Source organism: Streptomyces sp. NPDC001852, from assembly GCF_042891825.1.
Classification (GTDB): domain Bacteria; phylum Actinomycetota; class Actinomycetes; order Streptomycetales; family Streptomycetaceae; genus Streptomyces.
Genome location: NZ_JBIATN010000062.1, coordinates 1 through 23,614, shown reverse-complemented (window position 1 = coordinate 23,614; position 23,614 = coordinate 1). Strand labels below are relative to the sequence as shown.

Genomic DNA, 23,614 nt, shown 5'->3' with positions numbered 1-23,614 from the left:
TGTGCCTCCCACATGCTGACGTACTGGGCGATGGCACCGGCCTGCTTGGGGCGGTCTGAACCGTGATGGCGCCTGAAACTCGGCAAGGCCCCTATTGGGACACGCCCTGTGGCTCGGTGACAGCAGAAGCCAGCCCGCAACGACGGTCGACAAGCCTGTGACTGGACACTTCGGTCAAAGATCTCAAGAGTCAGACCCCCGTCCGGGACGGCATCGCGCAACCGTCCCATCGATCCCGGCGTATCGGCACCTACCGACCACAGCCGGATGGCTTCGCCCGAACCAATGCCCAACCTGGCCGGAGCAGGCTGAGAATGAGTTGACTCCCCGCCCACTCGCGACCGGCAATGACGGACAGCCTGTGACCCGCCTTACTGGTCGCCCTCCATCAGCCATCGCACGAACGGCTTCGAGCCCTCATTCTGGTGCACGGTTGTCCGCAAGTCATGGAGCGGGCTGCCAAAGAGACGGCCTAGCAACTCGGCAAGAGCACCGGCGAGTGCTGGGCGGCGGCCAAGAGCGGCCGGTGTCGGCCGGTCAGTCGGGAACAGGCGCTGGATGCCCTGCGGCAGAACGTGGCGCCGTGCATCCACTGCGGACCGGATACGGAACTCGGCCTACTCGAGTAACGGGGAACCAGCAGCACCGCACGAAGGGGCGCCCGCGTGGAAGGCATGGCGCATGTGGGCGCTGCCGGACCCGATGCTCGCGGCCCCCGTCTCCGACCCGGCGCCGCCCGATGGGTGGGCCGCCGAGGAGAAGTGGGACGGTTCTCCAGACACCTCGTGATGTCTCATTCGCGTTGGCACCGTTCACCTAGGTCACGACTGGTCCTTCGTGCGTGCGGCTGAGGCTTGCCGGGTGTCTGCGCCGGTGCTGACGTGCCGCTGGGTCTCCTGGGGGCCGTGCCAGTCCAGGCAGACGGCGGTGGCATCGTCTTCGAGCCGGCCGTCGGCGGCGTCCCGGACCGCGGACGTCAGCGCCAGCGCGGTCTCCCTCGGGTGCAAATTCCGGGTGCGCGCCAGCAGGGCGGGCAGGTCGACCTTCTCTCCGTGACGTTCGAGCATGCCGTCGGTGAACATGAGCAGACGGTCACCGGGCCGCAGGTCGAGGTCCTGCACACGGTACGGGTGGGGAGTCAGCTCAGACAGCCCGAAGGGATGGTCCACCTCGCAGGTGATCGTCTCCACAGCCCCGCCGCGCATGCGCAGCGGCCAGGGATGACCGGCGTTGACGAGCCGGGCCCGCCCGGTATGGAGATTGATGCGCAGGAGCTGCCCGGTGGCATGACCGTGGCCGTGTTCGATCAGTGCCTGGTCTGCCCGGTGGGCCTGTTCGGCCAGGCCGGTGCCCGCCCGGCGGGCACCGCGCAGGGCGCCCACCAGGACCGTGGCGGCCAGGGCGGAATCCATGTCGTGGCCCATGGGATCGGTCACCGACACGTGCAAGGTGTCGCGGTCCACGGTGTAGTCGAAGGTGTCGCCGCTGAGGTCCTCGGAGGGCTCCAGGTTCCCGCACAGGGTGAACTGTGCGGCCTCGCACGACAGCGACAGGGGCAGCAGCTGGTACTGGATTTCAGCTGCCAGGGTGGGGGGCTTGGAGCGTTTGCCCCAGGTGTAGAGATCGGTGAAGCGGCCGTTGGCGATCACGATGTAGGCCAGGATGTGGGCGGCTTCCCCGACTGCATCGAGCACGCCCTCGCCAGGGCCGGTCGGCAGGAGCAGTTCCAGCAGCCCGATCGTATCCCCCCGGTTGGTGACGGGCACGATCACCCGCTGCCCCTCGCCGGTCGCGTCCTGATACAGGCGCTGGGTACGGATCACCTCCTCGTAGACGCTGCCGAACAGAGGAATCCGCTCGGCCTGCCGCACACCCCGAGTGGGGGCGGTGGACAGCCGAGCCACCGCCTTCCCCGTCAGGTCCACGATGAGGAAAGAGACCTTCGTGGCCTCGAAACGCCGCAGCAGGTCCTCCGCGATCACGTCGACGGCGTCCGCCGGCGCCGCTGTCTCCGCTGCCGTCAGCAATCGGGTGAGCCCACTCTGTCCACCACTCACGACCGCAGTCCCTTCCACAGCCCCCCACCAGCTTGGTAATCACCGCAGGGAGCGTCAATCCGTGAACAGTCACGCTCCGGCATTCGCCCGCGGACGCGGCCGCCACGGCTGCTCTGTACAAAAGCGGCTCGACGGGCCCCTGTCTTATGAGACACACCAGAGTCTGGAGAACGATCGCTGGCGAGCGCTGCTCTCTCTGGATGCCGGGCGTTTGGTGTTGCGCTCTCGCAGGGGCAGGAACCTCGCACCCTCCTTCCCCTAGGTCCGTTCCGGGCGCGGTCCAGCTGCCCGACGCGACGGCCCTGGACGGCGAGCTGGTCGTACGGGAAATCCAGCAGGCTCGCCTTCGAGCGACTCCAGGGTCGCCTCCAGCGGCGCGGTGCCGGCGCTGCCCGGCTCGCCGAGCAGTGGCCCGCCCACTTCGTCGCCTTCGACTTGTTGCGCCTGGCGGGCACCGACACGACCAGGTGGCCGTACGCGGGCGCCGCAGGGCTGCTCTGGAACGCCTCTTTGCCGAACAGAACCTCACCGCGCCGTGGGCGCTGTGCCCGTCGTTCCCGCTGACCTGGGGATTCACGAAACTGCGGACAGAGCCCTGAAAACGGCCAGGGCTACTTGTCGCCCCACTTGGTCCGGCGTTCAACGGAGTGGGGAGTTTCAGCGAGCGTCGCGCCCGCTGCCGACCACGCGGCCGGTACGTTGGCGGCCACCGGTCCCGGCTGACGTGGACCTGCAACGCAGCCGGCCCGCAATCCCGCAGTTCAGGGGCGGCCACTCCGCCGACCTGACCGCCGAATACCGAGCCGGGTCCCATGGCCGGCCGCTTCACCGTGCCGTCGGGCCCGTTCCGCGGGGAATTCCTCGATACCGATGACCCGCAGCAGTTCCAGCCGCTCGCGAGCCTCGGCGACGCCGAGCGCGGCGCCGTGGTCGGCGAGCAGAAGACGGATGCCGCACCGGCCGCTCCCAGGAAGGCGCTGTGCACGGTGGCCAGCGGGGAGTCGGGCGGTGCGTCCAGGTCCACCCGCTTCTCAAGGACGGGAGCGCCTCCGTTCAGTACCTGGACCAGGGGCGAGTGGGTCGCCTCCCCGACCGGGGGCAGATGACCGCGCCAGTCCTCCTGCCAGGCTTCACGGCTCTCCGGGCCGGTCACGGCAACTCGGTGCACCTGACGGGATCCGACCCGCAGGTCCACCGCGGCCCAGTCGGCGAGGCGGGGAGCAAGGCCGCGGCTCAACCGGGCGAGGGCGTCGTCCACCTCCAGGGTCTGACCGAGCACCTCGGTGATCTCCGCGACGAGTGTCAACCGCTCGGCGAGACTCTCCAGAGCGCTCGCACGAGCGGCTCGTTCCGCCTGTTCCATCCGTTCTGACTGCCCCGCACGTTCCGCGCGTTCCCTACCGGCATGGCGGTCCGCCGCGGTCTCGACAATCAGCACGACCAGGCCACGCAGACGCCGGAGACGTCGTCCGCCAGGTGTGGCCGACGAGGAGATCGGGACCAGCCGTCCGTCACCACGCAGGCATCTGTCATCGTCCCCGCGTGCCGAACGCCTCTCGGCCAGTGCCCACAGCAGCGGGCAGCGCTCCCGCGGGACGAGGGCACCTCCCGGGTCGCGATGGCACAGGGTCGTGCGTGGAACTCGCCGTCACCACCCGCCACACCAACGGCGGGGCCATGGGCGCCATCGTGGGGCGCCACCACTGCGGTCCCGTCAGCGGCTCCCCCGGCTCGTTGGCTGAACCGGAGGAGCCTGAGTCGAGCGACAGCCCCATGGATACGCTGCTGAACGCGGCCCACCTCCGGGTCCCCCTCCCGAGTCCCCCACCCACACCCGAATGCCTGCCGCGATGTGCGACAGGCGCTCAATCGAAGCCGCGACCGGTCGTGCGCAGGGCCCCGGGAGGAGGGGATGCTCTGGGACGCCGCGATCAAGACGTCTTCTTCCGGCTGCGGTTGATGCACTCCGAACGCACGGCCGTCCGCGCCCCCACCGGAGACCCTCGAACCGACTCTGAAGACGGTCAGCCGAGCCAGGACGACACCCGGCCTCGTGATCCTGCCCCGGTATCTGATGGTCGAACAGTCCTCCGCCCGGATCAGGCGCGCCGGCAGCCACCCGCGACCATGGACGGCACATCCCGCGATCCGAGCGGTACTGATCGTCCGACGGGCAGGTCCCACCGTCATGGCCGAGTGGAACCCCGAGTGAGCTCCGCTCCACCGGCCGGTGCGCGCCGTGGAACGGGATGCACGAGAACGGCAACCTGGGGTAATAGTCGAACTGTCGTCCTCGCAATTCCGTACGGCACCGGCGGCCCGGACGGGAAACCCGAGGTCTGGGATGTGATCATGATGGAAGACTCTCTGAACGGCACCCCGATGCGGCTCGAGGGGGACTTGGTTCCGCCACGGACACCGCTCCTGAACAAGATCAGCGAGTTGCAGACGGAAATCAGTCAGCTGCAGGAGGCCGTCGTCTCCCACACCGTGGTGGACCAAGCGATCGGTGTGGTCATCGCCCTCGGTGGCCTGCGTCCCGTGCAGGGCTTCCAAGTGCTACGAGAGGTCTCACAGCACACCAATACGAAACTGCGGCAGGTCTGCGAACTGATCGTGGACTGGGTACACGGCGAACAGCTGCCCGACGAGATCCGCACCTCCCTGGACAAGGCACTGGCCACCGCACGGTCCATCTGAACGCAGCACAGCTCTGCCGCCCGCGTTCTGAGCCGGACGGCAGGGCGGGCGGACGAGTTGAATGCCAGCTCACTTCCGAACCCGCACGCGACGCGACCTCCGCTCAACGTGTCCCCGCACCCATCTGACCAAAACGTCGCACGCCAGACTTTCCGGCGGTCGCTGATCACGCACGCTACGAAGCGCCGGGGCCAAACCGGAACGCCGCTCGGGACAACGTCGTAGCCGGTCCGTTCTCGTCTGCGTCATGCGCTGAGCGAGACGCCGTATGTACGCGGCCGGTGCCCGCCGAGGCCGCGTACCGGCACCGGGCGGCAGGCCGGCGCGGGCCGAACAGCCGCTCAGTACGCCTGGGACCTGTGCGCTGGAGATCCTCCAGGGCGCCCGGGATGACGGTGCGTCGGTGTCATGCCAGCCAGCTGCCCACCACGTCGGCGGTTTCGCGCAGGGCCGCGAGCTGGCTGCGGGTGAATCCGGCGATGGGCCGGGCGTGATGCGTCGAGATCACTCCCAGCAAGGCACCACGCTCGTCGAGCAGCGGGATGCTGTGACAAGCGCGGCTGCCGGCGTGCAGGATCACGTGCCGGGAACATCGGCGAGCCGCACATGGCCCATGGCGGTCTCGGTGATCTCCAGTACGCGGCGCAGCCCCGCGCCGAGGACCGCGCCCTGCGGAGCCGTCGGGCTTGTGCTGCCGGACAGGCGGAGCCCCGGAAGCCGGGGAGCGGCGGCCCGGGCGCGGTGGGGAAACCAGCCGCCGGTCCGCTCATCCGGCCCGGCGATGCGGTTGACCGCGTCCGCAAGACGCCTGGCCGGACGGACTCGGATGGCTGCTGACGTGAGTGTCGATCTCCTGGCCCACGGGTGGCCGCCTCGCCCTCCTCGCTGCTCGGCAGGCCCCCGTACATGATCCGGGCTCTTGCGGTGTCTCCTTGCCGGCGCGCGCACCTAGGTGTCACGGTCGCAGGATCATCGCGTACGGCCTGCACTGCCTGGCCTCAGGGCGAGACGCCGTCTCCCGGCCGTGGCAGTCGCAGGGCGAGCAGGGCGATGTCGTCGTGGGCACCTGCCACGAGTCCGTTCATCAGCTCGTCGCTCAGCTCGTCGAGGTCCTGGCCGACCAGGGCGGCAGCGCGCTGCCGGAGCCGGGTCATGCCGTGATCCATGGATTCGCCGCGCCGTTCGATCAAGCCGTCCGTGTACAACAGCAGGGTGCTGCCCTCGGGCAGGGGCAGGCAGGCACTGGGCCGTTCGGCGCGCGGGTCGACGCCCAGCAGGAGGCCGTGTGCTTTCCAGAGGTAGGTGGTGCCGCCGTCCGCGGTGACCAGCAGGGGTGGCGGATGTCCGGCACTCGCCCATTCCAGCTGGTACGGCCCTCCTTCCTGGCCCTTGAGCAGCGCGTACACACAGGTGGCGGTGCGGTGGCCGTAGAGGGCGTCGACTGCGACGTCCAGGCGGCGCAGGATCATGCCGGGCGGCTCCCGACGGTCGCAGGCGATGCCACGCAGCATGTTCCGGATCTGGCTCATGGTCACGGCGGCATGCAGATCGTGGCCGGTGACGTCGCCGATGATCAAAGTGGTGTCACCGCTTTCCGGCAGGACGAAGCTGTCGTACCAGTCACCGCCGATCTGCGCGGTGGCGAGCGCCGGGGAGTAGCGGGCGGTGATGCGCAGACCCGGTACGACGGGCAGGTCCGGCAGCAGGGAGCGCTGGAGGCGCTCGGCGACGGCCTGGGTCTCGGCGTAGAGCCTGGCGTTGTCGAGGGCCAGCGCGATGCGGTGGGTCATGTCCTCGACCAGTTCCAGGTCAGCCTCGGCCCACGGCGGGTGTCCCTCGCCCCGGACCAGGGTCAGCGCACCGAGCACTCTCCCGCGTGCCCGCAAGGGTGCCACGATCACGGAGTCTCCCCCGAGTCGCGCGAACGGTTGCATGGTTGCCGTGTGCAGCGGATCGGACGCCTCCTGCGCGGTCGGCAGCCGCCCGGCCGACAACAGCAGCGGGCCGGCGCCGCGAAGCACCCGGGACAGCGGGCCTGTCGCCGTCTCCGGCACCGGCGGCAACGGTCCCGTCAGGCCGGTCAGGGCGGCATTGGGGTCACGGTGCGAGACACAGACCCGCTCGACGGCGCCGTCCTCGTCCATCAGGTCGGCCGCGGACCAGTCGGCCAGTCCCGGCACCAGCACGCGGCACACCCGCCTGAGCCCCTCGACCGCGTCCAGCGTGCTCGACAGCGCCGCCGCGCTCCGGGTGGCGAACGCCAGCTGGTCGAGCGCCGCTCGCAGCGCCGCGTCCGCGTCATCCTCGTCCATGGCGACCACCTACCCGCCTGGGGGCTCTACGGCCGCTTCCGCCCTGGGAAACCACTCCCCGGGCAGTGCACCGCGTCCGTATACGGCAGGGGCCCGGGCATGTCCTTACGGTCTCCCCGGGGCCGAGTCTCCTGCTTCCGGCGTGTTACCGAGCGTTCTGATCGGCCGGTCCGGCCGGCTCTCGCTCTACGATCGCAGCATGCGCGGACGTCGCACGGCCTGTCGGACACCCTCTGGACGCCTCCGGCCCCCGTCGTGGGTCAGGTCTCGGGCCTGACCGACATCCAGTCGGCACGGCCGCCCGCCCCGAGCACGTTGGCCTCGGCCCCGAGTTCGTCGGTCGATCCCTCCCGCAGTTCGCGTCGGGCGATGCGGCCGACCACGAACGGGAAGAGCGGCCGCAAGGGCTGGCACCAGCGTAGCCACGGGGGCGCGTAGATGCTCCGGGCACGGTGTGTGATGCCGGTGGCGAGCCAGTCGGCCACCTGTGCGGGACTGTGGACCCGCCGAGCGAAGGGCGGCTGGTGTCGGCGGAGGACTCTCAGCACCGGGTGCTCGTCCATTCCGGCGATCATGTCGGTGCCGGTCCAGTGCAGGTAGGCGATGCCGACGGCGACCCCCTCGGGGGCGACCTCACCGCGCAGCGCCAGGGCGAAGGACTCCGCGCCTGCCTTGGACGCGCAGTACGCGCTCATCATCGGAGCGGAGCCGAACGCGGCGGTCGAGGCGATCTGGAGGAAGTAACCTCCGGTCCGCGTGAGTTGGGGAAGGAAGGCCCTGGCGGTGTTCGCCGCCCCGACCAGGTTGACGTCGACGACGCGTCGCCACAGCTCGGCCTCGGTGCGGGTGAAGGGGCCGCCGACGGCGATGCCGGCGTTGGCCACGACGACGCCGGCCGGTCCGAGCCGCTCCTCGACCTGCCGCGCAGCCCTGTCGAGGGCGGCCTGATCGGTCACGTCCGCCTCGATGCAGACGGTCATGACGGCCAGTGACGCCGCCACCTGGGACAGCGTCTCCTCCTCACGACCGAGCAGAGCGATCCGCATGCCCTCCGCGGACAGGCGCCGCACCAGTGCCTCGCCGACGCCGCGCGCCGCCCCCGTGACCACAGCGACCCGGCCCCGCAGTGGGCCGTCGCGCATGGCGGGAGGCGGGCGGCTGCCGAGGACAGTACGCATGCGACCCTCATCTCTCCCGCTGCCGTGGTCGGCCGCCTCCCCGCGTGGTCGGCCGCCTCCCCGCGTACCCGTAACTCACAGCCGGTCACCGCGCACGAGGGCTGGATCGTCGGCGGCATCGAGGCTTGAGCCGCGACCGCCCATGTAGGACTTCCGGACGGAAGCAGCGTGCTCCCACGGTCGGCGACCTGCTGCTTGCCGAACGACGGTTCGCGGGGCCCGTGCCCGCGCCGCCGCTCATGCCGCGTCGCGCCAGGCGGCAATACCGGTCACCGTGACCGCGACGGTGACCGGCTCCGCGGCAGCGTGGGTGACGAGGTGGGTGATGAGGGCGTCTGTCACCCGGTCGTGGACGTTTCGGGCGATGTCCAGCGCCCGCCGATCCTCCGTCAGGACGCAGCGCACCTCGATGTGCCATCCCGAACCGTCCGGCGCCCGGTCGGCGCGTATGCCGGCCTCCGGCGGCGTGGTGTCCGCCCGGGTGGGCGCGGCGGCTGCCGCGAGGCGCCGGGCGAGGCGGGGTTGCAGGGCGGCCACGCCAGGAACCGCGAGGGCTGCCTCGGCCGCGACGCCGAGGAGCGCGGTGGTGCCGGTGGCGGTCATCATGCGCCACCGCCCGTCGGGAGGCGGGGACCAAAGGTCGGTCCCGGTTCCAGTACGTCGGCCACGGTGATGTCGACGGCTGTCACCGTGAGCCCCAGGTCCTGTCCGGCCGAGTGGAGGACCGATCGGCGTACCTGGTGGACCCGGTCGGGCAGCGGGCGGTCGAGGGCGGCGGCCAGGGTCATGGTCACCCGCACGTCGGTGCCGTTGCCCTCGGGTACGAGCCGGCAGGTCGCGGCCCTGGCACCGGGGACCGTGTCCGCGGCCCGCCTCAGTACCTTGGCCGCGGCGCTCTCGGCGATCCGCAGGTCCCGGTCGGGGTCGGCCAGGGGCAGCAGCCGCCCGAACCGGACCTCTGCCCTGACGACGTCCATGACCCGGTCGGCGAGTGCGTGCAGGCCCGGAGGGTCCTCGTCGCGCAGCGCCCGGGCGGCCGCGTTCACCGTGGCCAGTCCCTCAACCGCCTCTCGGCAGTATGGACAGGACACCGGGTGCGGGTCCGCGGCCGGTGGTGCGTCCCGCGCCTGTTCCCAGACCCGGCTGAGCAGGCGGCCGCAGGGCAGTACCTCATCGCCTGCGATCGGGGGCATGTCGGCGGCGGCCGAGCCGTTGCGGGGCCCGCCGGCTCCGGGCGGTTCGGGAGGCCGCGTGTGCGGGTCGTCTAGCGCCATGGGCCCATCGCCTCCTGCAGGGATCGGCGTGCCCTGAACAGTCTGCCGCGTACCGTCTGCTCGCCGGTACGCGTCACGTGCGCGATCTCCTTGTAGGGCAAGCCCTGCACCTCCCTCAGGATCCAGCAGACCCGCTGTCCGGCGTCCAGCTCGGCGAGTGCGCGGGACAGGGCGGCCGTGGCCGCGTCCTGCTCGGCGGTCCGGGCGGGCTGGCTCCACGCGTCGCCCGCCGCGGGTTCGGCGACGGCGTCCAGGGGGAGGGGCGGCGGTCGGCGGCGGCACATGGTCTGGCAGCGGTTGACGGTGATCCGGTACATCCAGGTGCGGAACTCCGCCCTGTGGCGGTATTCCGGCAGGTGGCGCCAGGCGCTGATGAAGGCGTCCTGAACGGCCTCTTCGGCGTCCTGGGGGTTGCCCAGCATGCAGCGGGCCAGGGTCAGGAGGGAGCGGCTGTGCCGCTGGACGAGAACGGCGAAGGAGTCCTCGTCCCCCTCGGCCGCCCGTACCGCCAGCAGGCGGTCGGGCAGGTCGCACCCAGGTCGTGGGGAAGCAGTGCGTTCGATCATGACGCTCCCACGCAGGCTCGGAACGAGCGTGTACCCCCGATACGAGTTGTGACGCACATCACATGCCAGACGCGTGAGGATTGTGCCGCCCGGTATGTCCAACGTTCGACGGGCACCATTCCGGTGTCCGGCCGACCGATCGAGGCGACCGCCATGACGGACAACATCACCAGCGTCGGCGGGGGCAGCCGGCCCGAAGCGGGCGTGAGCGCGCTCAAGGGCCGCACCGGGGCCGGGGCTCCGGCCGAGACACGGGGCAGGACCACCATCGCGGACGGTGTGGTGGCCAAGATCGCGGGCATGGCCGCCCGCGAGGTACCGGGCATCCACAGCCTGGGCGCGGGCATGGCCCGCGCCTTCGGAGCCATGCGGGAACGCGTCCCCGGCGCAGGCGGAGGCGGAGCGGTCACCCGCGGCGTCAAGGTCGAGGTCGGGGAACGGCAGGCCGCGGTGGACCTGGACGTCGTCGTCGAGTACGGCGTCTCCATCGTCGACGTCGCGGGCGGCGTACGCGTCAATGTCATCAGCGCCGTGGAGCGGATGACGGGCCTGGAGGTCGTGGAGGTGAACATCGCCGTCGACGACGTCCACCTGCCCGACGACGAGGAGCAGCAGACCGAACCGGACGAGGGCCGCGTGAGATGACCGCTGCCGGGACCACCGCCGTGTTCTCGGGCCCGAGCGGATGATCACGGCGAGAGGGACGCTCGCGAGACGGGTGAGTGCGAGATGAACACAGCAACGACGGGACTCGCGGCCGGCATGGCCCTCGGCTTCGCCGGCTACTTCGGCGGCTTCTGGGCGTTTTTGCTGGTCCTGGTCCTGGGCGCGGCGGGGCTGATCGTCGGCCTCGTCGTACAGGGCGACCTGGACCTCCGGACACGGAGGCAGCGGTGAAGACCCGGCCCGGTTCCCCCGGCGAGGGGTCGGGCCCGCCGGCGCCGACCGCCGGGCTGCCGCCCCCGGCCGAGCGGGGCGCCACCGTCATCCCGGACAGGGTGGTCGCCCGTATCGCCGCGCAGGCCGCGCGCGCGGCGCAGTCGCGGCGCGCCGCCGTACCGCCCGATCGGGGCGGACCTGCGGCACCCCGCGCCTCCGCCGCCGTCCGTACCGGATCGGTGCGCCTGCATCTGACCATGGACCTGCCCTACCCCACCGACATCCCCCGTGTCTGCGAGCGGATCCAGCGAGACGTCGCCGAACGGGTCGCCCAGCTGACCGGGCTGCGGGTGGGAGAGGTCCTCCTCACCGTCCGGCGGCTGGTGACCGCCGCCGACTCGAGCCGGGGGCGGGTCCGGTGAGCGGCCGGGCGGCCCGGGTCACCGGGCACGCCGTGCAGGAAGGGCGATCGCGATGACATCCGGTCCACGTCCCCCGGGCCGCGGCTCCGCGTCGTCCACGCACCGTGCCGCGGTGCCACTGACGAAGGAGCCCGACCCTCCCGAACGCGACGTGTCCACCTCGGACCTCACAGCCGGTGAGCGCGAAGGAGGGCACCGAACCCGTCGCAAGTGGTCCGCGCGCCGCATCACGGCGGCGCTGGTCGCCGCGGTGATCCTCGTTGCCGCGGTCGCGACGCTCGTCGACGTTATCGCCGTACGGGCGGGACGTCCGGCCGCGGCCTGGCGACGGCACCTGGCCGACGAACTGGCGACCCGCCCGGTGGACGACGTGTGGCTGCTGACGGGGGCCGCCGTGGCCGCCGCCGTCGGCGTCTGGCTGATCGTCCTGGCCCTCACCCCCGGTCAACGCCGTTGGCTGCCCCTGCGCTCACCCGCCGGCTGCCCGCGCTTGCGGGCCTTCGTGGACCGCGACGGAGCCGCCGTCCTGCTGCGCGACGCCGCCATGCGGGTCCCCGGAGTCGGCGCGGCGCACGTCCTGGTGGGCCGCCACCGCATCAAAGCCCGCGCGGACGTCCGCTTCCGCGAGCCCCGACAGGTGAAGGACGACCTCACCGCCGTCCTCGACGAGGAGCGCGACCGGCTCGCCCTCGCCCGTCCTCTCCGCATCGCCGTACGGACGCGGCGACGCACCCGCTGACACAAGACCCGCAGCACCGGAGCCCGCCATGACGCCGCGATCCGCTCTCAACCGCACCCTGCTGGCCCTCGCCGGGCTGGTCCTCCTCGGCGGCGGACTGCTCATCCTCTTCGCCGGGCTCGACCTCTACCGGCGGCACGATCTGGCCCCACCCGCCGGCTGGCCCCTGACCACCTCGGCCGACGTCCTGCTCGGCTCCGCCGACCGGGCACGCTGGAGCAGCCAGGGCTGGTGGTGGCCCGCGGTCATCGCCGCCCTCGCACTCGTCGCCCTGCTCGCCCTGTGGTGGCTGCTCGCCCAGCTGAGCCGACGCCGCCCCGGCTCCCTGCCCGTCGGCGGCACACCCCCGCAGGAAGGCGTCGAACTGCGCGACCACGCACTCAGCGAAGCGATCGCGAACGAAGCCGGTGCCCTGCCAGGGGTAGGCCATGCGGCCGTACACATCACCGGCCGACCGGCCCGCCACCGCACCCGCATCGACCTCACCCTCACCCCCGAGGGCACGCCCGGCGCCACTCTCGGCGCCCTCTGCGAAGGCCCGCTCAGCACGGCTCGCCGGTCCACCGGCCTCCCTGACCCTCCTACCGAGGTCCGGCTACAGGTCAGCCGCCACGGACCACACCGCGTGGAGTAAGGAGGAGAGATATCGCCGTTCCCGCCGACGCCCTTGCGGCCCACAGCAGTTCGCGGGCGCGCCGGCACCACTCCCCGAAGGAGAGATCATGATCGTCCTGGGCGTCATTCTGCTCGTCGTCGGCTTCCTCACCGGCCTGTCCATCCTGTGGACCATCGGGATCATCCTGCTGGTCGTCGGAGCCATCCTGTGGATCCTCGGCGCGATGGGACACGCCGTCGCCGGCCGACGCCACTACTGGTAGTCGGGATCGTTGCCTGCAGGGCAGTGATCCAGGCTGCGGGCAGGCCGGCAGACGTCGCGGACCCACCCACGTTCGCGGCGGCGGATGACAGCGGCGGAGAGGTCGATCCGCCTGAGGCCGCCGTCGGTGCCGGTCAGCCGCCGCGGCTCGGACGCGGGGCGCCCGGTGGCCGTTGTGCCGGTCCTCGCCGCACGAGCGCACGGCCGACTCGTTGGGGAGTCGGTGGATCGGCCCCCACGGTCCGGGCGGGAGTTCCCACCGCGTCGGCCGGTGAGTCTCCGTCGGGAGTTCGTATGCACAGCACCTTCGTGAGGATCCGCCAGAACGTCCCCCGGGGCCACGGCGATGACGGGCGGTGAGCGGCAAGGACCCGTGGAAGGCTCCACCCGGTCGGAGCGCTTCGGGGAGGAGTTTCTGGGAGTCCTGCTGGACCAGGGGCACGAGTTGCCGCCGCACGAGCTCGGTCCGCTCGTCGCACGGCAGATCGGCATGCTCGACGGCCGCGAGACCTCGCTCTTCCTGCAGGACTACGGCCAGGTGTGGCTCGTCCCCCTGCCGGGCGACGGGCTGGCAGCCGGGGAACCGCAGCCGATCGACGGCTCCGATGCCGGTCGTGCCTTCCAGGAGGCGCGTCCCGTCGAGGTGCCGCAGGCCGGCGGTGTACGGGTCTATCTGCCCCTGCTGGACGGTGGCGACCAGGTGGGCGTCATGGCCGTCACCCTGGACCGTCTCCAGGACGACGAGCGCCGGCTGCTGCGCAGGCTCGCCTCGCTCGTGGCCGACATGCTGGTGACCAAGCACGGTTACACCGATCTGTTCTTCCGGCTGCGCCGCAGAGAACCGATGAGTGTGGCGGCGGAGATCCAGTGGTCGCTGCTGCCACCGCTGGCGATGTCCACGCCCCGGGTCGAGCTGGCCGGGATGCTGGAACCTGCCTACGACGTGGCCGGCGACAGCTTCGACTACGCCCTCAACGGCGATGTCCTGCATGTGGCCATGGTCGACGCGATGGGCCACGGACTGGATGCCGCCACGATGGCCACGGTGGTCATCGGAGCCTACCGGCATGCCCGGCGCATCAGCGTCGGCCTGTCGGGGATCTACGCGTTCATGGACCGGGCCGTCGCCGAGCAGTTCGGCCCCGACCACTTCGTGACCGCTCAGATGATGCGGCTCAACACGGCCACCGGCAGGCTTCAGTGGGTCAACGCCGGACATCCCGCTCCTCTGTTGATCCGTGGACACCGTGTCGTACGACGGCTGCAGGGCCCGACGACGCTGCCCGTCGGCTTCGGCGGTCACGAGCCCCGGATCAGTGAAGTGGCTCTCATCCCCGGCGACCGGATCCTGTGCTTCACCGACGGACTAATAGAGGAGCGCGATGTCGGCGGTGAGGAATTCAGTGAGGAGCAGCTCATCGGGTGGGTGAACCGCCTTGAGCCCACGGCCCAACAGATCCGGACGGTGGCGCGCTCCCTCTCCCACACGCTGCAACGGGCGCGGGGCGGGATCACGACGGACGATGCGACGCTCCTGCTGATCGAATGGCGCGGGAGCGCCACCGACGACCTCGCCCTCCCGGAGTGAGCCGGCCTCCCACCCCCAGGGAAAGGCCGACGGCACGCAGCCTTTCCCCCACCGCCGATCTCTCACACTCCTGCTGCCGCGGTGGGCACGTGACGGGTGACCGGTCCGTCAGGAGTGCGTGAGGCGGGGTGGGGGGCGTCGTGTCCGCCTTCGGAGTCCCAGACCGCCTCCCGGAGCGAGTCCGAGTCGGCCGCTGCCTCTGCCGCGGCCCGGAAACGTTCGGCCTCATGGATCAGGCCGGTCGCCGTGAGGCTCCGCGACGGGTCGGTGGCCGTGGCCATGAGCCGGGCTGCGGTGGCCGGGGCTGTCTCCGGTGGGATCACCAGCAGGTCCCAGCGGCCGAAGGTGTGGGACAGCAGCAACAGCTTGTGCGGGTCCTGCCCGGCGTTGGACCAGCCGACGCGCACCATGTGGCCGTGCGCGGGCACTTCACCCGGGATGACCGGCCACAACGTGCGGCTCACCGCTATCCGGGTGATCCGCCCCCACAGCGGGTCGAGACATTCGACGAGCGCCGGGAGCTGCTCCGTCAGGTTGCGCGAACGGGGCCACCAGGCACCGTCGATCAGGGCCGGAGGGGCGCCGGCCCGCGCCAGCGTGAGTCGGAGCGGTGACGAAGAAGGGGCCCGGTCTCCGACTGCGGGTGTGAACGGAATGGTCGCGGTCATGACGCGGACCCAACCCCGGGCCGGTCACGGCCGGCCCGGTTGCCATGAATCGCCGAGAACGACCCGGCGTGGAAGCCGGTGTACGAGATGCTCTCGGTAATCACCAGGATACTCCTCGCCGAGGCCCGGCGGACTGGCGGGGAGTGACGGGCTGAACGGAACAACACACGTCACACAGCCAGGGGAGTGCTGGGCCGGGGCATGCGGGCCGTCGTGCGTGAGACCGGTCCGGGAGCCGGCATACGAAGGGCCCCGGCGCCCTCGGCCCACTGCCGCCGGTATCGACAGCCGTTTCACGGAATGCGGCGGCGTCTCCACAACCGCCCCGGCGCGTGCGGAGTACGGTGGACACCACCGAGGGCATTTCGCACACCGGCTTCCACGCCGGGTCGTTCTCGGCGAGAGACGAAACCCGGGGCGCCGCCAAGGCGGCCCGGAGACGGGTCCGCATCATGTCGGCGACCTTGCACCAACTCCTGCCACACCACGAGCCCGTCGCAGCCCCGGCCGCGCGTCTCGCGCTGAAGACCGACGGCCCGTCGCGCGGCCTCCTGGACGGTGCCTGGTGGCCCCGCTCCCGGGACCTGCTGAGCGAGCTGCCCGCACTGACCGATGTGCTGGACCCTCTGTGGGGCCGCATCACCCGCATCGCCGTCAACCCGAAGTACTGGCCGGTCATCCCGCACGAGATCCCCGTGGGCGGTCATGTCGTCAAGGTCGGATGGTTCACCCCGGAGATCGACCCGCACAAGCTGCTGCTGCTCTCCTACGGCACCGGCCGCTGGGACCTGCTGGTCATCCCGCCCGAGACCGAGACGGAGTCGGCGGCCCGCCTGATGGCGGCCGCGTCCGACTACGACGGCCCACCGCTGACCGCAAGCGCTCTCATCGCCGCGGACGAGACCCGGCACGCCGTCTCCGCCGCCGACCGGCCACTCGAACCGGACGAGGCAGGGAAGCACGAGGAGGACGGCCCCGCCTCAGCGGCCGTTCCGGCACGGACGGATCGCGCCAGTCGCCTGGTCATCGGCATGTGAGACGGCCGCCACGACCGGTGCCTTCACGGGTTTCGGACCTGCCTCACGAGCCGGCGCAGGCACATGCAGGGGTCTCGACCGGCGAGTCTCCGCCCCACGTGGTCCTCGTTCGAGGAGCAGTACATGCAAGCCCTGATCGTTCTCATCGTCGTGATCGGCCTTCTGGCCGTCCTGGCCCTCGCCCTGTCCGTGAAGGTCGTCAAGCAGTACGAGAAGGGAGTGCTGTTCCGCTTCGGCCGACTCGTCGGAACACGCTCCCCGGGGCTGCGGTTCATCATCCCGTTCGTCGACGCCCTGCACCGGGTGTCGCTGCGGGTCGTCACCATGCCGATCCAGTCCCAGGGCATCATCACCCGGGACAACGTGAGCGTGGACGTGTCGGCGGTCGCCTACTTCCGGGTCGTCGACGCCGTGAAGTCGGTCGTCGCCGTGGAGAACGTCAACGCGGCGATCAACCAGATCGCCCAGACCACCCTGCGGAAGGTCGTCGGCCGGCACACGCTCGACGAGACGCTGTCGGAGACGGACCGTATCAACCTGGACATCCGCCAGATCCTCGACGTCACCACCGTCGACTGGGGTGTGCAGGTCACGCTGGTCGAGCTCAAGGACATCCAGCTGCCCGACACCATGAAGCGCGCCATGGCCCGCCAGGCCGAGGCCGAGCGGGAGAAGCGAGCGAAGATCATCAACGCGGAGGGCGAGTCCCTGGCCGCAGCCGCGCTCGGTGACGCCTCGGACACCATGATGGCCCACCCCCTGGCGCTTCAACTGCGCAATCTCCAGAGCCTGGTGGAGATCGGTGTCGACCAGAACACCACCGTCGTCTTCCCGGCCCCCCTCATGAGCACGATCGGCGAGCTCGGCTCCTTCCTCGCCCGGGAAACCGCTGCCGCCGCACCCGCCGCGGCAGCACCCCCGGCCGGCACTGGCCGCGCCGACGAGTCCCTCAGCCCGGCCGACAACGCGCCCGGGACCGCGGCGTGACCCGACTACGGCCCGAGCGATCCGTGCCACCAGGGAGGATTCGTGACCGTCGCCTGTCGCGCGCGTCCTCCGGGCACCGGCTGATGATGGGAGTACGGCCGAACACGCGGAGCTGATCATGACGGGTTGGCGTGTCAGGGACTACACCCAGGACGATCTCGAAGCGGTGATCCGTGTCGACATGCAGAGCGGCACGACCGAGGAGCCGCCGCTCTTCCCTCTCTCGGACGCCGTCACCGCCCTCCAGACCCGCCACCCGGCCGTGGTGGCCACGGCCGACGACGTGCTGATCGGCGCCGCGGTGAGCAGGGTGGAGGGCGACCGGGCATGGATCCTGCGCATCTGCATGGCGCCCGGCTGGCGACAGCGCGGACTGGGCAGTGCCCTGATCACCGCCCTTGAGCAACGGCTCTTCGCCGACGGCGTCCGCGCGGTGCACGCCGTCCTGCCCGAGGGCGAGACCGGTGCCACCGCCCTGCGCAACTGCGACTTCGGCGCCCGCCCCGGGCTCGTCTTCTTCGAAAAGCGCGGGCTGGTGACCCCACAGTCCGTCGGCACGCTGTCCTCGCTCGGAGCGGAGCTGCCGCCAGGGGGACTGTGGCAGAAGGTCGCGGGCATGCAACGGGAGAAGCAGCTCATCGAGCGGCGCCTGGTCCTGCCGCTGGCCCATCCCGAACTGGCCGCACAGCACGGAGTGGAACCGCCACGGGCGGTGATGCTGTTCGGCCCGCCCGGGACCGGCAAGAGCACGTTCGCGCACGCGATCGCCAGCCGCCTGGGATGGCCCTTCCTCGAACTGTTCCCCGCCCGTCTGGCCGCCGAGTACGGCCTGGCGACCGGGCTGAACCGGCGCTTCGACGAGATCGCCCGGCTCGACCACGTCCTCGTCTTCATCGACGAGGTCGAGGAGGTCGCCGGCGAACGCGGCGGCGCGGACGCGACCGCTGTCGGCGTCGTCAACGAACTACTCAAGGCGATCGTCCGGTTCCGAAGCCAGGACGGACGGCTGCTCGTCTGCGCCACGAACAACGTGACCACGCTCGACTCCGCGTTCCTGCGGCACGGCCGCTTCGACTACGTGCTGCCGATCGGCCCTCCCGACCACACCGCCAGGACCGCGCTGTGGGAGAGCTACCTTGCCCGAGCGGGCGCACGGGCCGACAGCGCGGTACTCGCGTCCGCCAGCGAGGGGTTCACCCCCGCCGACATCGCCCACGCGGCGCGCACCGTCTCCCAGGCCCAGTTCGAGCGCACCTTCGACACCGGAACCCGGACCACCCCCACCACCGACGCCTACCTGGACACGATCCGCGACACCAAGCCCACGGTCAGCGCCGCCATGGCCCAGGACTTCGCCCAGCAAACGGAAAAGTACGCCCGCATCTAGCGTCCAGGCCGATAGGGGAGTCGATCTGCGACGGACGTGTCAGGCCGGCGCAGGAGGCATGCCGCCGCCCGTATCAATGAGGATCTGCCTGGCCTCGGTGACGTTGTCGGCCCGTACGGCCCTGGCCATCGCGGCGCGTGCCGCATCGGGCGACGTGTCCGGAGGGACCAGCAACAGAGAGAAATGGTCCTGGTCGCCCCGGGTGATGAGGACGGTGTCGTCACCGACCGGGAAGGAGTCGATGTGCACGACCCGGCCGTCGACCATCACCCGGGTCGGCAGTTCGTCCCAGGCGCTGCCGTCCAGACCGACCCGGGTGACAGGTCCGAGGTGCTCGGTCAACGCGGAGATCAGCGAGGGCAGCTCGGCACCGATGTCCCGGGACCGCGGCCACCATGCGCCGTCCAAGATTCCCTCGCGTGCGTGGGTGGTCTCCAGTCGCAGCAGGGCCGTTCCGGGTTTCACCGACCGGTGCACGGCGTCCGGCAGGAGCCTGGGAAAGTCGGGGGTGTCTGAGCCTGCCATGGTGTCCGCCCGTCCGCAGAGAGCAGTGCGACCGCACGGCGTGCGACCACGATACGACCCTGCTACCTCACGGTACTCCGCACGACGCTCCCGCGAGCGCTTCGCCGCAGGCGCGGTTGCGGAAACAGGCAACGGCTCCGGCGTATACCCGCCGGAGCCGCCCTTCCGGGTCATTGCACGTGAGCGTGCGCCGACCCGCTTTCCAGGTTACATCAAAGGGATTAATCCGTCGTAAGCAATCCTTGCGAGGGTTCACTTCGGTCCGAGGAAGCCGACGCGGCGGCTCAGCCACGCCCTTCCTCTTCCATCTCCATCTGCCGTATCCCCTGGTGCGTCAGCGTGATCATCGCGGGCGTGTTGCCCCTCTCCCAGTCCACGACGACCCAGCCTTCACCTGCCAGGTACATACAGGCAGCGGCCATGTCCTGCTCAGGGATACCCAGGTCCGTGCGGAGCTTCGCCCCATCGACACCCAGGAGGCGATTGCCCTCGGCGGCCTGGTACAGAGCCTGCATGATCCTCTCGCGGTACGTCTTCCGGTCCCGCAACATCGCCATGACGCGCCTTCCTCTACTGCCCACGGTCGGGCCGAAGTCGATGTCATCCGCGGTCGCCGTCGCGGTGGGGCGCGTCGGAACGGTCGCGTCCACCGCCGACCGACGGTGCCTCCGGGGCCGACGCCCGATCCCCGGCAGAACATCGCTGTAGTGGAAGGCAGCGATCCGTTCGGCGTGCTGGCCGTTGAGCCGGTGGATCAGAACGACTCCGACGGCGATCAGGACGAGCAGCACGGCCACGGCGATGACGAGCATGGGATCTCACCTCCGCCGACCGGCGGGCGAAGGCCCTGCCGAGCCGATGGGCCGGGGCAGGGACGACGGTCGACCTGCTCCGCCGTCGGCCTCCCAGGCTTCTTCCCTGTTTCGTGCATCGATCCTGTCTGCTGCTTGCTCCCGGGCCGAGGCATCGACGCCGTCGCCGACCATCAACTGCGCGGCGGCATCTGCACCGGTTTCCGGCGGAATCACCAGCACGTCCCGGCGGCCGTCAGCGGAGAAAAGAGTGAGTCTGTGGGGATCCTGCTCCTCGGTGGACCAGCCCACCTGCACGGTGCGCCCGGCGTAGGACACCCAATGCGGCAGGACGGGCCAGTAGGCCGGGTGCACGGTGACACCCGTGATACGACCCCAGAGATCACCCAATGCGGCCGTCAACGACGGCAGCTCACGGGTGAAGGCACGGGAGCGAGGCCACCACATGCCGTCCAGCCCGCCCGGCGCGGGCGTCAGGGACAGCCGGGCCGGCTGCGGCGACGCACCTCTGCTCGATGTCGTACGGTCAATGGTCACGGCCATGGCGCGAACCTGTCCCCGGGCTCGTGGGTGCGGCCCGGCGCTGTCGATCACCGGGAACGGCACCCGCAGCGGAGCCGGTGCGCGAAGAACTCCCGGTGTCTTCACACTACTCCGCTCACCGGTCCGAAAAGCCCGGGATGACCAGGCAGTTTCCTGCCTTCGGGACCTGGTCGCCGGTGCCGATGCCGGTCAGAGCCAGTCCTTGCGCTTGAACGTCAGATACAGCAATGCGGACAGGAGCACGATGACGGCGGCGGAGGTGATGAATCCCGACTCGCGGCCGAAACCGGGATAGGGGAGGTTCTGGCCGTAGTAGCCGGTGATCGCGGTGGGTACGGCGATGATCGCGGCCCAGCTCGTCACCTTCTTCATGATCAGGTTCATGCGGTTGGCCTGGACCGAGAGGTTCGTCTCCATGACCGAGGCCACCATGTCCCGCAGTGATTCCGTCCACTCGGTGGCACGCAGCACGTGGTCGTAGACGTCCTGGTAGTACGGGGCGAGAGGGTCGTTGATCAGGTGCAGGCCGGGGCGCATGAGGGTGTTGACCACCTCACGCATCGGGAGCACGACGCGGCGCAGCTGGACGAGCGACTTACGCAGTGCGAAAACCCGGCGCTGCACGGCTTCGATCTCACGGCGCCCGGCCGCGAAGAGCAGACCCTCCAGCTCCTCGACGCTGTCGTCCAACTGCTGGACCGCGGCGAAGTGTCCGTCCACGAGATGGTCGAGCAGACCGTGCAGCAGGAATCCGACGCCGTGGCCGGCCAGGTCCGGGCTCTCGTCCCAGCGGGCGACGACGTCCTCGATGTCGAGGCCGTCGTCCTTGCGGACGGTGATCATGGCCTGGCTGGTGAGGAATACGGCGATCTCGCTGTACGTCAGTTGCGCACCGTCCGGGCTGACGGTCACGGCGTAGGCGCTGAGGAACTCGTGGGTGCGATAGCGGTCGAGTTTCGGCCGCTGTCCATGGTGAGCGGCATCCTCCAGAGCCAGTTCGTGGATGCCGAACTCCTGACCGAGCATGGTGAGTTCAGCGGCTCCGGGCCGGTGCAGGTCCAGCCACAGGACCGACGCCGGATCAGCGAGATGCGCAGAGACGTCACTGGCGGGAAAGCCCTCCAGGACCAGAGTGCCGTCGTGATACAGCCGGGTACGCGTCACCATGGCCCGAGGCTAGTGTCCTATACCCCTGTCATGCCGCTTCGCCCCGATTGCCAGCGCGGCAGGTTCATCGACAGCAGCCACCCTCCGTGGGGGCCTTACGTCAAAGCCCGCGACATCCGGAGCTCCGACCGACGAGCATCGGGTGCCGGTCCGAAGGCAGGGATGTGGGTACCCGGCCGCCGCATCGCATCCGGCGTACACCGCACGACCGGATGCGGCCCGTCAGCCGGGAAGGACACTCCCAGACCATGACCACGCATACCCCGCGCCGTCGCCCGCCTCCCCCCGCAGGTGGCAGTGATTTCGCCCGCCTGTCGAAGAAGATCGCCGAGGCCGGCCTGATGAACTGGCGCCCCGGCTACTACACCGTCCGGTCCATCGTCGTGGCCGTCGCCTACGCCGGGGGCTGGAGCGCGTTCGTCGTCATCGGCGCCGGGTGGTGGACCCTGGCGCTCGCCGCGTTCCTCGCCGTGATGTTCGGGCAGGTGGCTCTGCTCGCCCACGACGTCGCGCACCGCCAGGTCTTCCGCCGGCGCCGGCCCAGCGAGACGGCCGGCCGCATCGCCGGGGCCGCGATCGGGATGGGCTACGGATGGTGGCAGGACAAACACACCCGCCACCACGCCAACCCCAACCACGAGGACCTCGACCCCGACATCGCCCCGGACCTGCTGGTGTGGTCCCAGGACCAGGCCCGCGCCGCGACCGGACTGCCGAGGATCATCGGCCGTCGGCAGGCGTTCCTCTTCTTTCCCCTGCTCCTGCTCGAAGGGGTCAACCTTCATGTCTCCAGCGCGCGAGCACTGGGCAACCGCACCCTGAAGAGCCGCGCCCTGGACGGCACGCTGCTCTACGGGCACACCGCCGCCTACCTGACCGCACTGTTCCTCGTCCTCCCACCCGGCATGGCGATCGCGTTCCTGGCCGTCAACCAGGGCCTGTTCGGCCTCTACCTCGGCTGCCTCTTCGCCCCCAACCACAAGGGCATGCCGACCCTGACCGGCAACGACCGCCCCGACTTCCTGCGCCGGCAGGTCCTCACCGCACGCAACGTACGCGGCAGCTGGTTCACCGACCTCGCCCTGGGCGGCCTGAACCACCAGATCGAACACCACCTGTTCCCCAGCATGCCCAGCCCCCACCTGCGCAGGGCCCGGCCCATCGTCCGCCACTACTGCCAGGACTTGGGAGTCGACTATCTGGAAACCGGACTGATCGCCTCCTACCGGCAAGCACTCGCCAGTCTCCACCGAGCAGGAGCGCCACTGCGGCGAGCCCGTATCAGCAGCGCCCGAGCATGACGCACCGGCGCCGACGGTAGATGATCTCGCCGCCCTGTCTGAACCAGGAGGCAATCCCGTCGAACCGCTTGCATGAGTCGGCAGCTGTAACGCATCCAGATGCCCTTGCCGTACTCCAGCGCCTTGTCCCGGTGCCCGGCTGAAGTGATCCGGTGAGACCCAGCGGCTGGAACAGCCCCGTCGGCTTCCCGGCGCGGCTGCGTCGTCTTACGGCTCCCCTCCCAGATGGGCGCAATCGCAAATCCAGCGTCCCGCGAGCATCGCAGGAGCGCGCACTGTGTGCGGAGCCGAACGCGGTCATGCGCGCAAGCACAGTCGAGATCACGGCGAAGCCCCGCCGGAGCGCTCCGGCGGGGCTTCGTCCCAGGGCTCCGAGCAGAAGCCCCGTCGGGGGCTGGTTCCCGGATGGGCTTCACTGCTTCGCCCTCTCTCACAGACGCCCCTATAACGTAGGGGTGCGGAGGACCGGTCTGACCAGGTTGAAGACCTCTCGGGCTGCGTATCGCTTGAGGCATCGGACGATCTCACGCCGGGTCTTGCCCTCCTGCGTGCGGCGTTCGTAGTACGCCTGCGTGCGCGGGTCGTGGCGCAGGCG

At 70.5% G+C, this 23,614-nt stretch carries 26 protein-coding genes and 2 pseudogenes; 15 read left to right on the top strand and 13 right to left on the bottom strand.

What is annotated here, in order from left to right; all coding sequences use genetic code 11:
• Positions 1 to 503: 503 nt before the first annotated feature.
• A pseudogene (locus ACFYZB_RS45395) lies at positions 504 to 629 on the top strand (DUF6233 domain-containing protein); the annotation flags it as partial.
• A 192-nt stretch (positions 630 to 821) separates the two neighbouring features.
• Here ACFYZB_RS45395 and ACFYZB_RS45390 read toward each other — a convergent pair.
• Positions 822 to 2,057: a PP2C family protein-serine/threonine phosphatase gene (locus ACFYZB_RS45390; RefSeq protein ID WP_388767784.1), complete on the bottom strand. Its 1,236-nt coding sequence runs from the start codon at positions 2,055 to 2,057 to the stop codon at positions 822 to 824.
• An 812-nt stretch (positions 2,058 to 2,869) separates the two neighbouring features.
• Between ACFYZB_RS45390 and ACFYZB_RS45385 the strand changes: the two genes are divergently transcribed.
• The 3 genes from ACFYZB_RS45385 (at position 2,870) to ACFYZB_RS45375 (ending at position 4,757) form a co-directional block, all read left to right on the top strand.
• Positions 2,870 to 3,163 carry a hypothetical protein gene (locus tag ACFYZB_RS45385; protein WP_330337001.1) on the top strand — a complete coding sequence of 98 codons (294 nt, stop codon included), beginning with the start codon at positions 2,870 to 2,872 and terminating at the stop codon, positions 3,161 to 3,163.
• The gene (locus tag ACFYZB_RS45380) at positions 3,160 to 3,429 is read left to right on the top strand and encodes a hypothetical protein (RefSeq protein WP_351604808.1); all 270 of its coding nucleotides are present in this window, start codon (positions 3,160 to 3,162) and stop codon (positions 3,427 to 3,429) included. The genes ACFYZB_RS45385 and ACFYZB_RS45380 overlap by 4 nt, the downstream gene beginning before the upstream one ends.
• Positions 3,430 to 4,409: 980 nt before the next feature.
• The gene (locus ACFYZB_RS45375; protein ID WP_330337002.1) at positions 4,410 to 4,757 is read left to right on the top strand and encodes an ANTAR domain-containing protein; all 348 of its coding nucleotides are present in this window, start codon (positions 4,410 to 4,412) and stop codon (positions 4,755 to 4,757) included.
• A 406-nt stretch (positions 4,758 to 5,163) separates the two neighbouring features.
• On the opposite strand, the gene ACFYZB_RS45370 is transcribed toward ACFYZB_RS45375, so the two are convergent.
• From ACFYZB_RS45370 to ACFYZB_RS45345, 6 genes are all read right to left on the bottom strand, one after another.
• Positions 5,164 to 5,511 carry a GAF domain-containing protein gene (locus tag ACFYZB_RS45370; RefSeq protein WP_351555781.1) on the bottom strand — a complete coding sequence of 116 codons (348 nt, stop codon included), beginning with the start codon at positions 5,509 to 5,511 and terminating at the stop codon, positions 5,164 to 5,166.
• Positions 5,512 to 5,755: 244 nt separating this feature from the next.
• Positions 5,756 to 7,069 carry a PP2C family protein-serine/threonine phosphatase gene (locus ACFYZB_RS45365; RefSeq protein WP_388767781.1) on the bottom strand — a complete coding sequence of 438 codons (1,314 nt, stop codon included), beginning with the start codon at positions 7,067 to 7,069 and terminating at the stop codon, positions 5,756 to 5,758.
• A 260-nt stretch (positions 7,070 to 7,329) separates the two neighbouring features.
• Positions 7,330 to 8,247, bottom strand: coding sequence for an SDR family oxidoreductase (locus tag ACFYZB_RS45360; RefSeq protein WP_351813022.1), 918 nt, complete (start codon positions 8,245 to 8,247; stop codon positions 7,330 to 7,332).
• Positions 8,248 to 8,484: 237 nt separating this feature from the next.
• Entirely contained in the window at positions 8,485 to 8,850 is a 366-nt protein-coding gene (locus tag ACFYZB_RS45355) for a hypothetical protein (RefSeq protein ID WP_225101758.1), read from the bottom strand.
• Positions 8,850 to 9,521 carry a hypothetical protein gene (locus ACFYZB_RS45350; RefSeq protein ID WP_388767778.1) on the bottom strand — a complete coding sequence of 224 codons (672 nt, stop codon included), beginning with the start codon at positions 9,519 to 9,521 and terminating at the stop codon, positions 8,850 to 8,852. The genes ACFYZB_RS45355 and ACFYZB_RS45350 overlap by 1 nt, the downstream gene beginning before the upstream one ends.
• Positions 9,512 to 10,087 carry an RNA polymerase sigma factor gene (locus ACFYZB_RS45345; protein ID WP_388767776.1) on the bottom strand — a complete coding sequence of 192 codons (576 nt, stop codon included), beginning with the start codon at positions 10,085 to 10,087 and terminating at the stop codon, positions 9,512 to 9,514. Before ACFYZB_RS45345 ends, ACFYZB_RS45350 begins: the two co-directional genes overlap by 10 nt.
• A 153-nt stretch (positions 10,088 to 10,240) precedes the next feature.
• Between ACFYZB_RS45345 and ACFYZB_RS45340 the strand changes: the two genes are divergently transcribed.
• From ACFYZB_RS45340 to ACFYZB_RS45310, 7 genes are all read left to right on the top strand, one after another.
• Positions 10,241 to 10,732, top strand: coding sequence for an Asp23/Gls24 family envelope stress response protein (locus ACFYZB_RS45340; RefSeq protein ID WP_055495862.1), 492 nt, complete (start codon positions 10,241 to 10,243; stop codon positions 10,730 to 10,732).
• An 84-nt stretch (positions 10,733 to 10,816) separates the two neighbouring features.
• Complete coding sequence (locus ACFYZB_RS45335) at positions 10,817 to 10,984, top strand: hypothetical protein (protein ID WP_030645371.1); 168 nt, start codon at positions 10,817 to 10,819, stop codon at positions 10,982 to 10,984.
• A complete protein-coding gene (locus ACFYZB_RS45330; protein WP_388767774.1) occupies positions 10,981 to 11,388 on the top strand; it encodes an Asp23/Gls24 family envelope stress response protein in 408 nt (135 codons plus the stop codon). Before ACFYZB_RS45335 ends, ACFYZB_RS45330 begins: the two co-directional genes overlap by 4 nt.
• Before the next feature lie 112 nt (positions 11,389 to 11,500).
• Positions 11,501 to 12,127, top strand: a complete 627-nt coding sequence (locus ACFYZB_RS45325) for a DUF6286 domain-containing protein (protein ID WP_351813007.1) — start codon at positions 11,501 to 11,503, stop codon at positions 12,125 to 12,127.
• A 28-nt stretch (positions 12,128 to 12,155) separates the two neighbouring features.
• Positions 12,156 to 12,761, top strand: coding sequence for an alkaline shock response membrane anchor protein AmaP (locus tag ACFYZB_RS45320; protein WP_388767772.1), 606 nt, complete (start codon positions 12,156 to 12,158; stop codon positions 12,759 to 12,761).
• 88 nt (positions 12,762 to 12,849) lie between these two features.
• Positions 12,850 to 13,005, top strand: coding sequence for a DUF6131 family protein (locus ACFYZB_RS45315; RefSeq protein ID WP_388767770.1), 156 nt, complete (start codon positions 12,850 to 12,852; stop codon positions 13,003 to 13,005).
• A 345-nt stretch (positions 13,006 to 13,350) separates the two neighbouring features.
• Positions 13,351 to 14,592: a PP2C family protein-serine/threonine phosphatase gene (locus ACFYZB_RS45310; protein ID WP_388767768.1), complete on the top strand. Its 1,242-nt coding sequence runs from the start codon at positions 13,351 to 13,353 to the stop codon at positions 14,590 to 14,592.
• Between the two features lie 62 nt (positions 14,593 to 14,654).
• Here ACFYZB_RS45310 and ACFYZB_RS45305 read toward each other — a convergent pair whose 3' ends face one another.
• Complete coding sequence (locus ACFYZB_RS45305; RefSeq protein ID WP_351813136.1) at positions 14,655 to 15,260, bottom strand: DUF5994 family protein; 606 nt, start codon at positions 15,258 to 15,260, stop codon at positions 14,655 to 14,657.
• A 344-nt stretch (positions 15,261 to 15,604) separates the two neighbouring features.
• Between ACFYZB_RS45305 and ACFYZB_RS45300 the strand changes: the two genes are divergently transcribed.
• The 3 genes from ACFYZB_RS45300 (at position 15,605) to ACFYZB_RS45290 (ending at position 18,671) form a co-directional block, all read left to right on the top strand.
• Positions 15,605 to 16,297, top strand: a complete 693-nt coding sequence (locus tag ACFYZB_RS45300; protein ID WP_351813139.1) for a DUF5994 family protein — start codon at positions 15,605 to 15,607, stop codon at positions 16,295 to 16,297.
• Positions 16,298 to 16,420: 123 nt separating this feature from the next.
• Entirely contained in the window at positions 16,421 to 17,284 is an 864-nt protein-coding gene (locus ACFYZB_RS45295; protein ID WP_388767765.1) for a slipin family protein, read from the top strand.
• Positions 17,285 to 17,402: 118 nt separating this feature from the next.
• Positions 17,403 to 18,671, top strand: a complete 1,269-nt coding sequence (locus ACFYZB_RS45290; protein WP_388767763.1) for an ATP-binding protein — start codon at positions 17,403 to 17,405, stop codon at positions 18,669 to 18,671.
• A gap of 39 nt (positions 18,672 to 18,710) precedes the next feature.
• Here ACFYZB_RS45290 and ACFYZB_RS45285 read toward each other — a convergent pair whose 3' ends face one another.
• The 4 genes from ACFYZB_RS45285 to ACFYZB_RS45270 all read right to left on the bottom strand — a co-directional run bounded on the left by ACFYZB_RS45285 (position 18,711) and on the right by ACFYZB_RS45270 (position 21,718).
• Positions 18,711 to 19,196, bottom strand: a complete 486-nt coding sequence (locus tag ACFYZB_RS45285; protein ID WP_388767761.1) for a DUF5994 family protein — start codon at positions 19,194 to 19,196, stop codon at positions 18,711 to 18,713.
• Positions 19,197 to 19,480: 284 nt separating this feature from the next.
• On the bottom strand, positions 19,481 to 19,753 hold the full coding sequence (locus ACFYZB_RS45280; RefSeq protein WP_388767786.1) for a hypothetical protein: 273 nt from the start codon (positions 19,751 to 19,753) through the stop codon (positions 19,481 to 19,483).
• Between the two features lie 261 nt (positions 19,754 to 20,014).
• Positions 20,015 to 20,551 carry a DUF5994 family protein gene (locus tag ACFYZB_RS45275; protein ID WP_385167950.1) on the bottom strand — a complete coding sequence of 179 codons (537 nt, stop codon included), beginning with the start codon at positions 20,549 to 20,551 and terminating at the stop codon, positions 20,015 to 20,017.
• Between the two features lie 189 nt (positions 20,552 to 20,740).
• On the bottom strand, positions 20,741 to 21,718 hold the full coding sequence (locus tag ACFYZB_RS45270) for a magnesium transporter CorA family protein (RefSeq protein ID WP_388767759.1): 978 nt from the start codon (positions 21,716 to 21,718) through the stop codon (positions 20,741 to 20,743).
• A 248-nt stretch (positions 21,719 to 21,966) separates the two neighbouring features.
• Between ACFYZB_RS45270 and ACFYZB_RS45265 the strand changes: the two genes are divergently transcribed.
• The gene (locus ACFYZB_RS45265; protein ID WP_388767757.1) at positions 21,967 to 23,019 is read left to right on the top strand and encodes a fatty acid desaturase family protein; all 1,053 of its coding nucleotides are present in this window, start codon (positions 21,967 to 21,969) and stop codon (positions 23,017 to 23,019) included.
• Positions 23,020 to 23,461: 442 nt separating this feature from the next.
• Here the strand turns inward: ACFYZB_RS45265 and ACFYZB_RS45260 are convergent.
• Positions 23,462 to 23,614: pseudogene (locus ACFYZB_RS45260) on the bottom strand (IS110 family transposase); the annotation flags it as partial.

Bases quoted from the DNA above. Each gene is read 5' to 3' on its own strand.
- ACFYZB_RS45385 (WP_330337001.1), top strand. From the start codon at position 2,870: ATGGCCGGCCGCTTCACCGTGCCGTCGGGCCCGTTCCGCGGGGAATTC.
- ACFYZB_RS45380 (WP_351604808.1), top strand. From the start codon at position 3,160: ATGACCGCGCCAGTCCTCCTGCCAGGCTTCACGGCTCTCCGGGCCGGT.
- ACFYZB_RS45375 (WP_330337002.1), top strand. From the start codon at position 4,410: ATGATGGAAGACTCTCTGAACGGCACCCCGATGCGGCTCGAGGGGGAC.
- ACFYZB_RS45365 (WP_388767781.1), bottom strand. From the start codon at position 7,069: ATGGACGAGGATGACGCGGACGCGGCGCTGCGAGCGGCGCTCGACCAG.
- ACFYZB_RS45360 (WP_351813022.1), bottom strand. From the start codon at position 8,247: ATGCGTACTGTCCTCGGCAGCCGCCCGCCTCCCGCCATGCGCGACGGC.
- ACFYZB_RS45355 (WP_225101758.1), bottom strand. From the start codon at position 8,850: ATGACCGCCACCGGCACCACCGCGCTCCTCGGCGTCGCGGCCGAGGCA.
- ACFYZB_RS45350 (WP_388767778.1), bottom strand. From the start codon at position 9,521: ATGGCGCTAGACGACCCGCACACGCGGCCTCCCGAACCGCCCGGAGCC.
- ACFYZB_RS45345 (WP_388767776.1), bottom strand. From the start codon at position 10,087: ATGATCGAACGCACTGCTTCCCCACGACCTGGGTGCGACCTGCCCGAC.
- ACFYZB_RS45340 (WP_055495862.1), top strand. From the start codon at position 10,241: ATGACGGACAACATCACCAGCGTCGGCGGGGGCAGCCGGCCCGAAGCG.
- ACFYZB_RS45335 (WP_030645371.1), top strand. From the start codon at position 10,817: ATGAACACAGCAACGACGGGACTCGCGGCCGGCATGGCCCTCGGCTTC.
- ACFYZB_RS45320 (WP_388767772.1), top strand. From the start codon at position 12,156: ATGACGCCGCGATCCGCTCTCAACCGCACCCTGCTGGCCCTCGCCGGG.
- ACFYZB_RS45315 (WP_388767770.1), top strand. From the start codon at position 12,850: ATGATCGTCCTGGGCGTCATTCTGCTCGTCGTCGGCTTCCTCACCGGC.
- ACFYZB_RS45310 (WP_388767768.1), top strand. From the start codon at position 13,351: ATGACGGGCGGTGAGCGGCAAGGACCCGTGGAAGGCTCCACCCGGTCG.
- ACFYZB_RS45305 (WP_351813136.1), bottom strand. From the start codon at position 15,260: ATGACCGCGACCATTCCGTTCACACCCGCAGTCGGAGACCGGGCCCCT.
- ACFYZB_RS45295 (WP_388767765.1), top strand. From the start codon at position 16,421: ATGCAAGCCCTGATCGTTCTCATCGTCGTGATCGGCCTTCTGGCCGTC.
- ACFYZB_RS45290 (WP_388767763.1), top strand. From the start codon at position 17,403: ATGACGGGTTGGCGTGTCAGGGACTACACCCAGGACGATCTCGAAGCG.
- ACFYZB_RS45285 (WP_388767761.1), bottom strand. From the start codon at position 19,196: ATGGCAGGCTCAGACACCCCCGACTTTCCCAGGCTCCTGCCGGACGCC.
- ACFYZB_RS45280 (WP_388767786.1), bottom strand. From the start codon at position 19,753: ATGGCGATGTTGCGGGACCGGAAGACGTACCGCGAGAGGATCATGCAG.
- ACFYZB_RS45275 (WP_385167950.1), bottom strand. From the start codon at position 20,551: ATGGCCGTGACCATTGACCGTACGACATCGAGCAGAGGTGCGTCGCCG.
- ACFYZB_RS45270 (WP_388767759.1), bottom strand. From the start codon at position 21,718: ATGGTGACGCGTACCCGGCTGTATCACGACGGCACTCTGGTCCTGGAG.
- ACFYZB_RS45265 (WP_388767757.1), top strand. From the start codon at position 21,967: ATGACCACGCATACCCCGCGCCGTCGCCCGCCTCCCCCCGCAGGTGGC.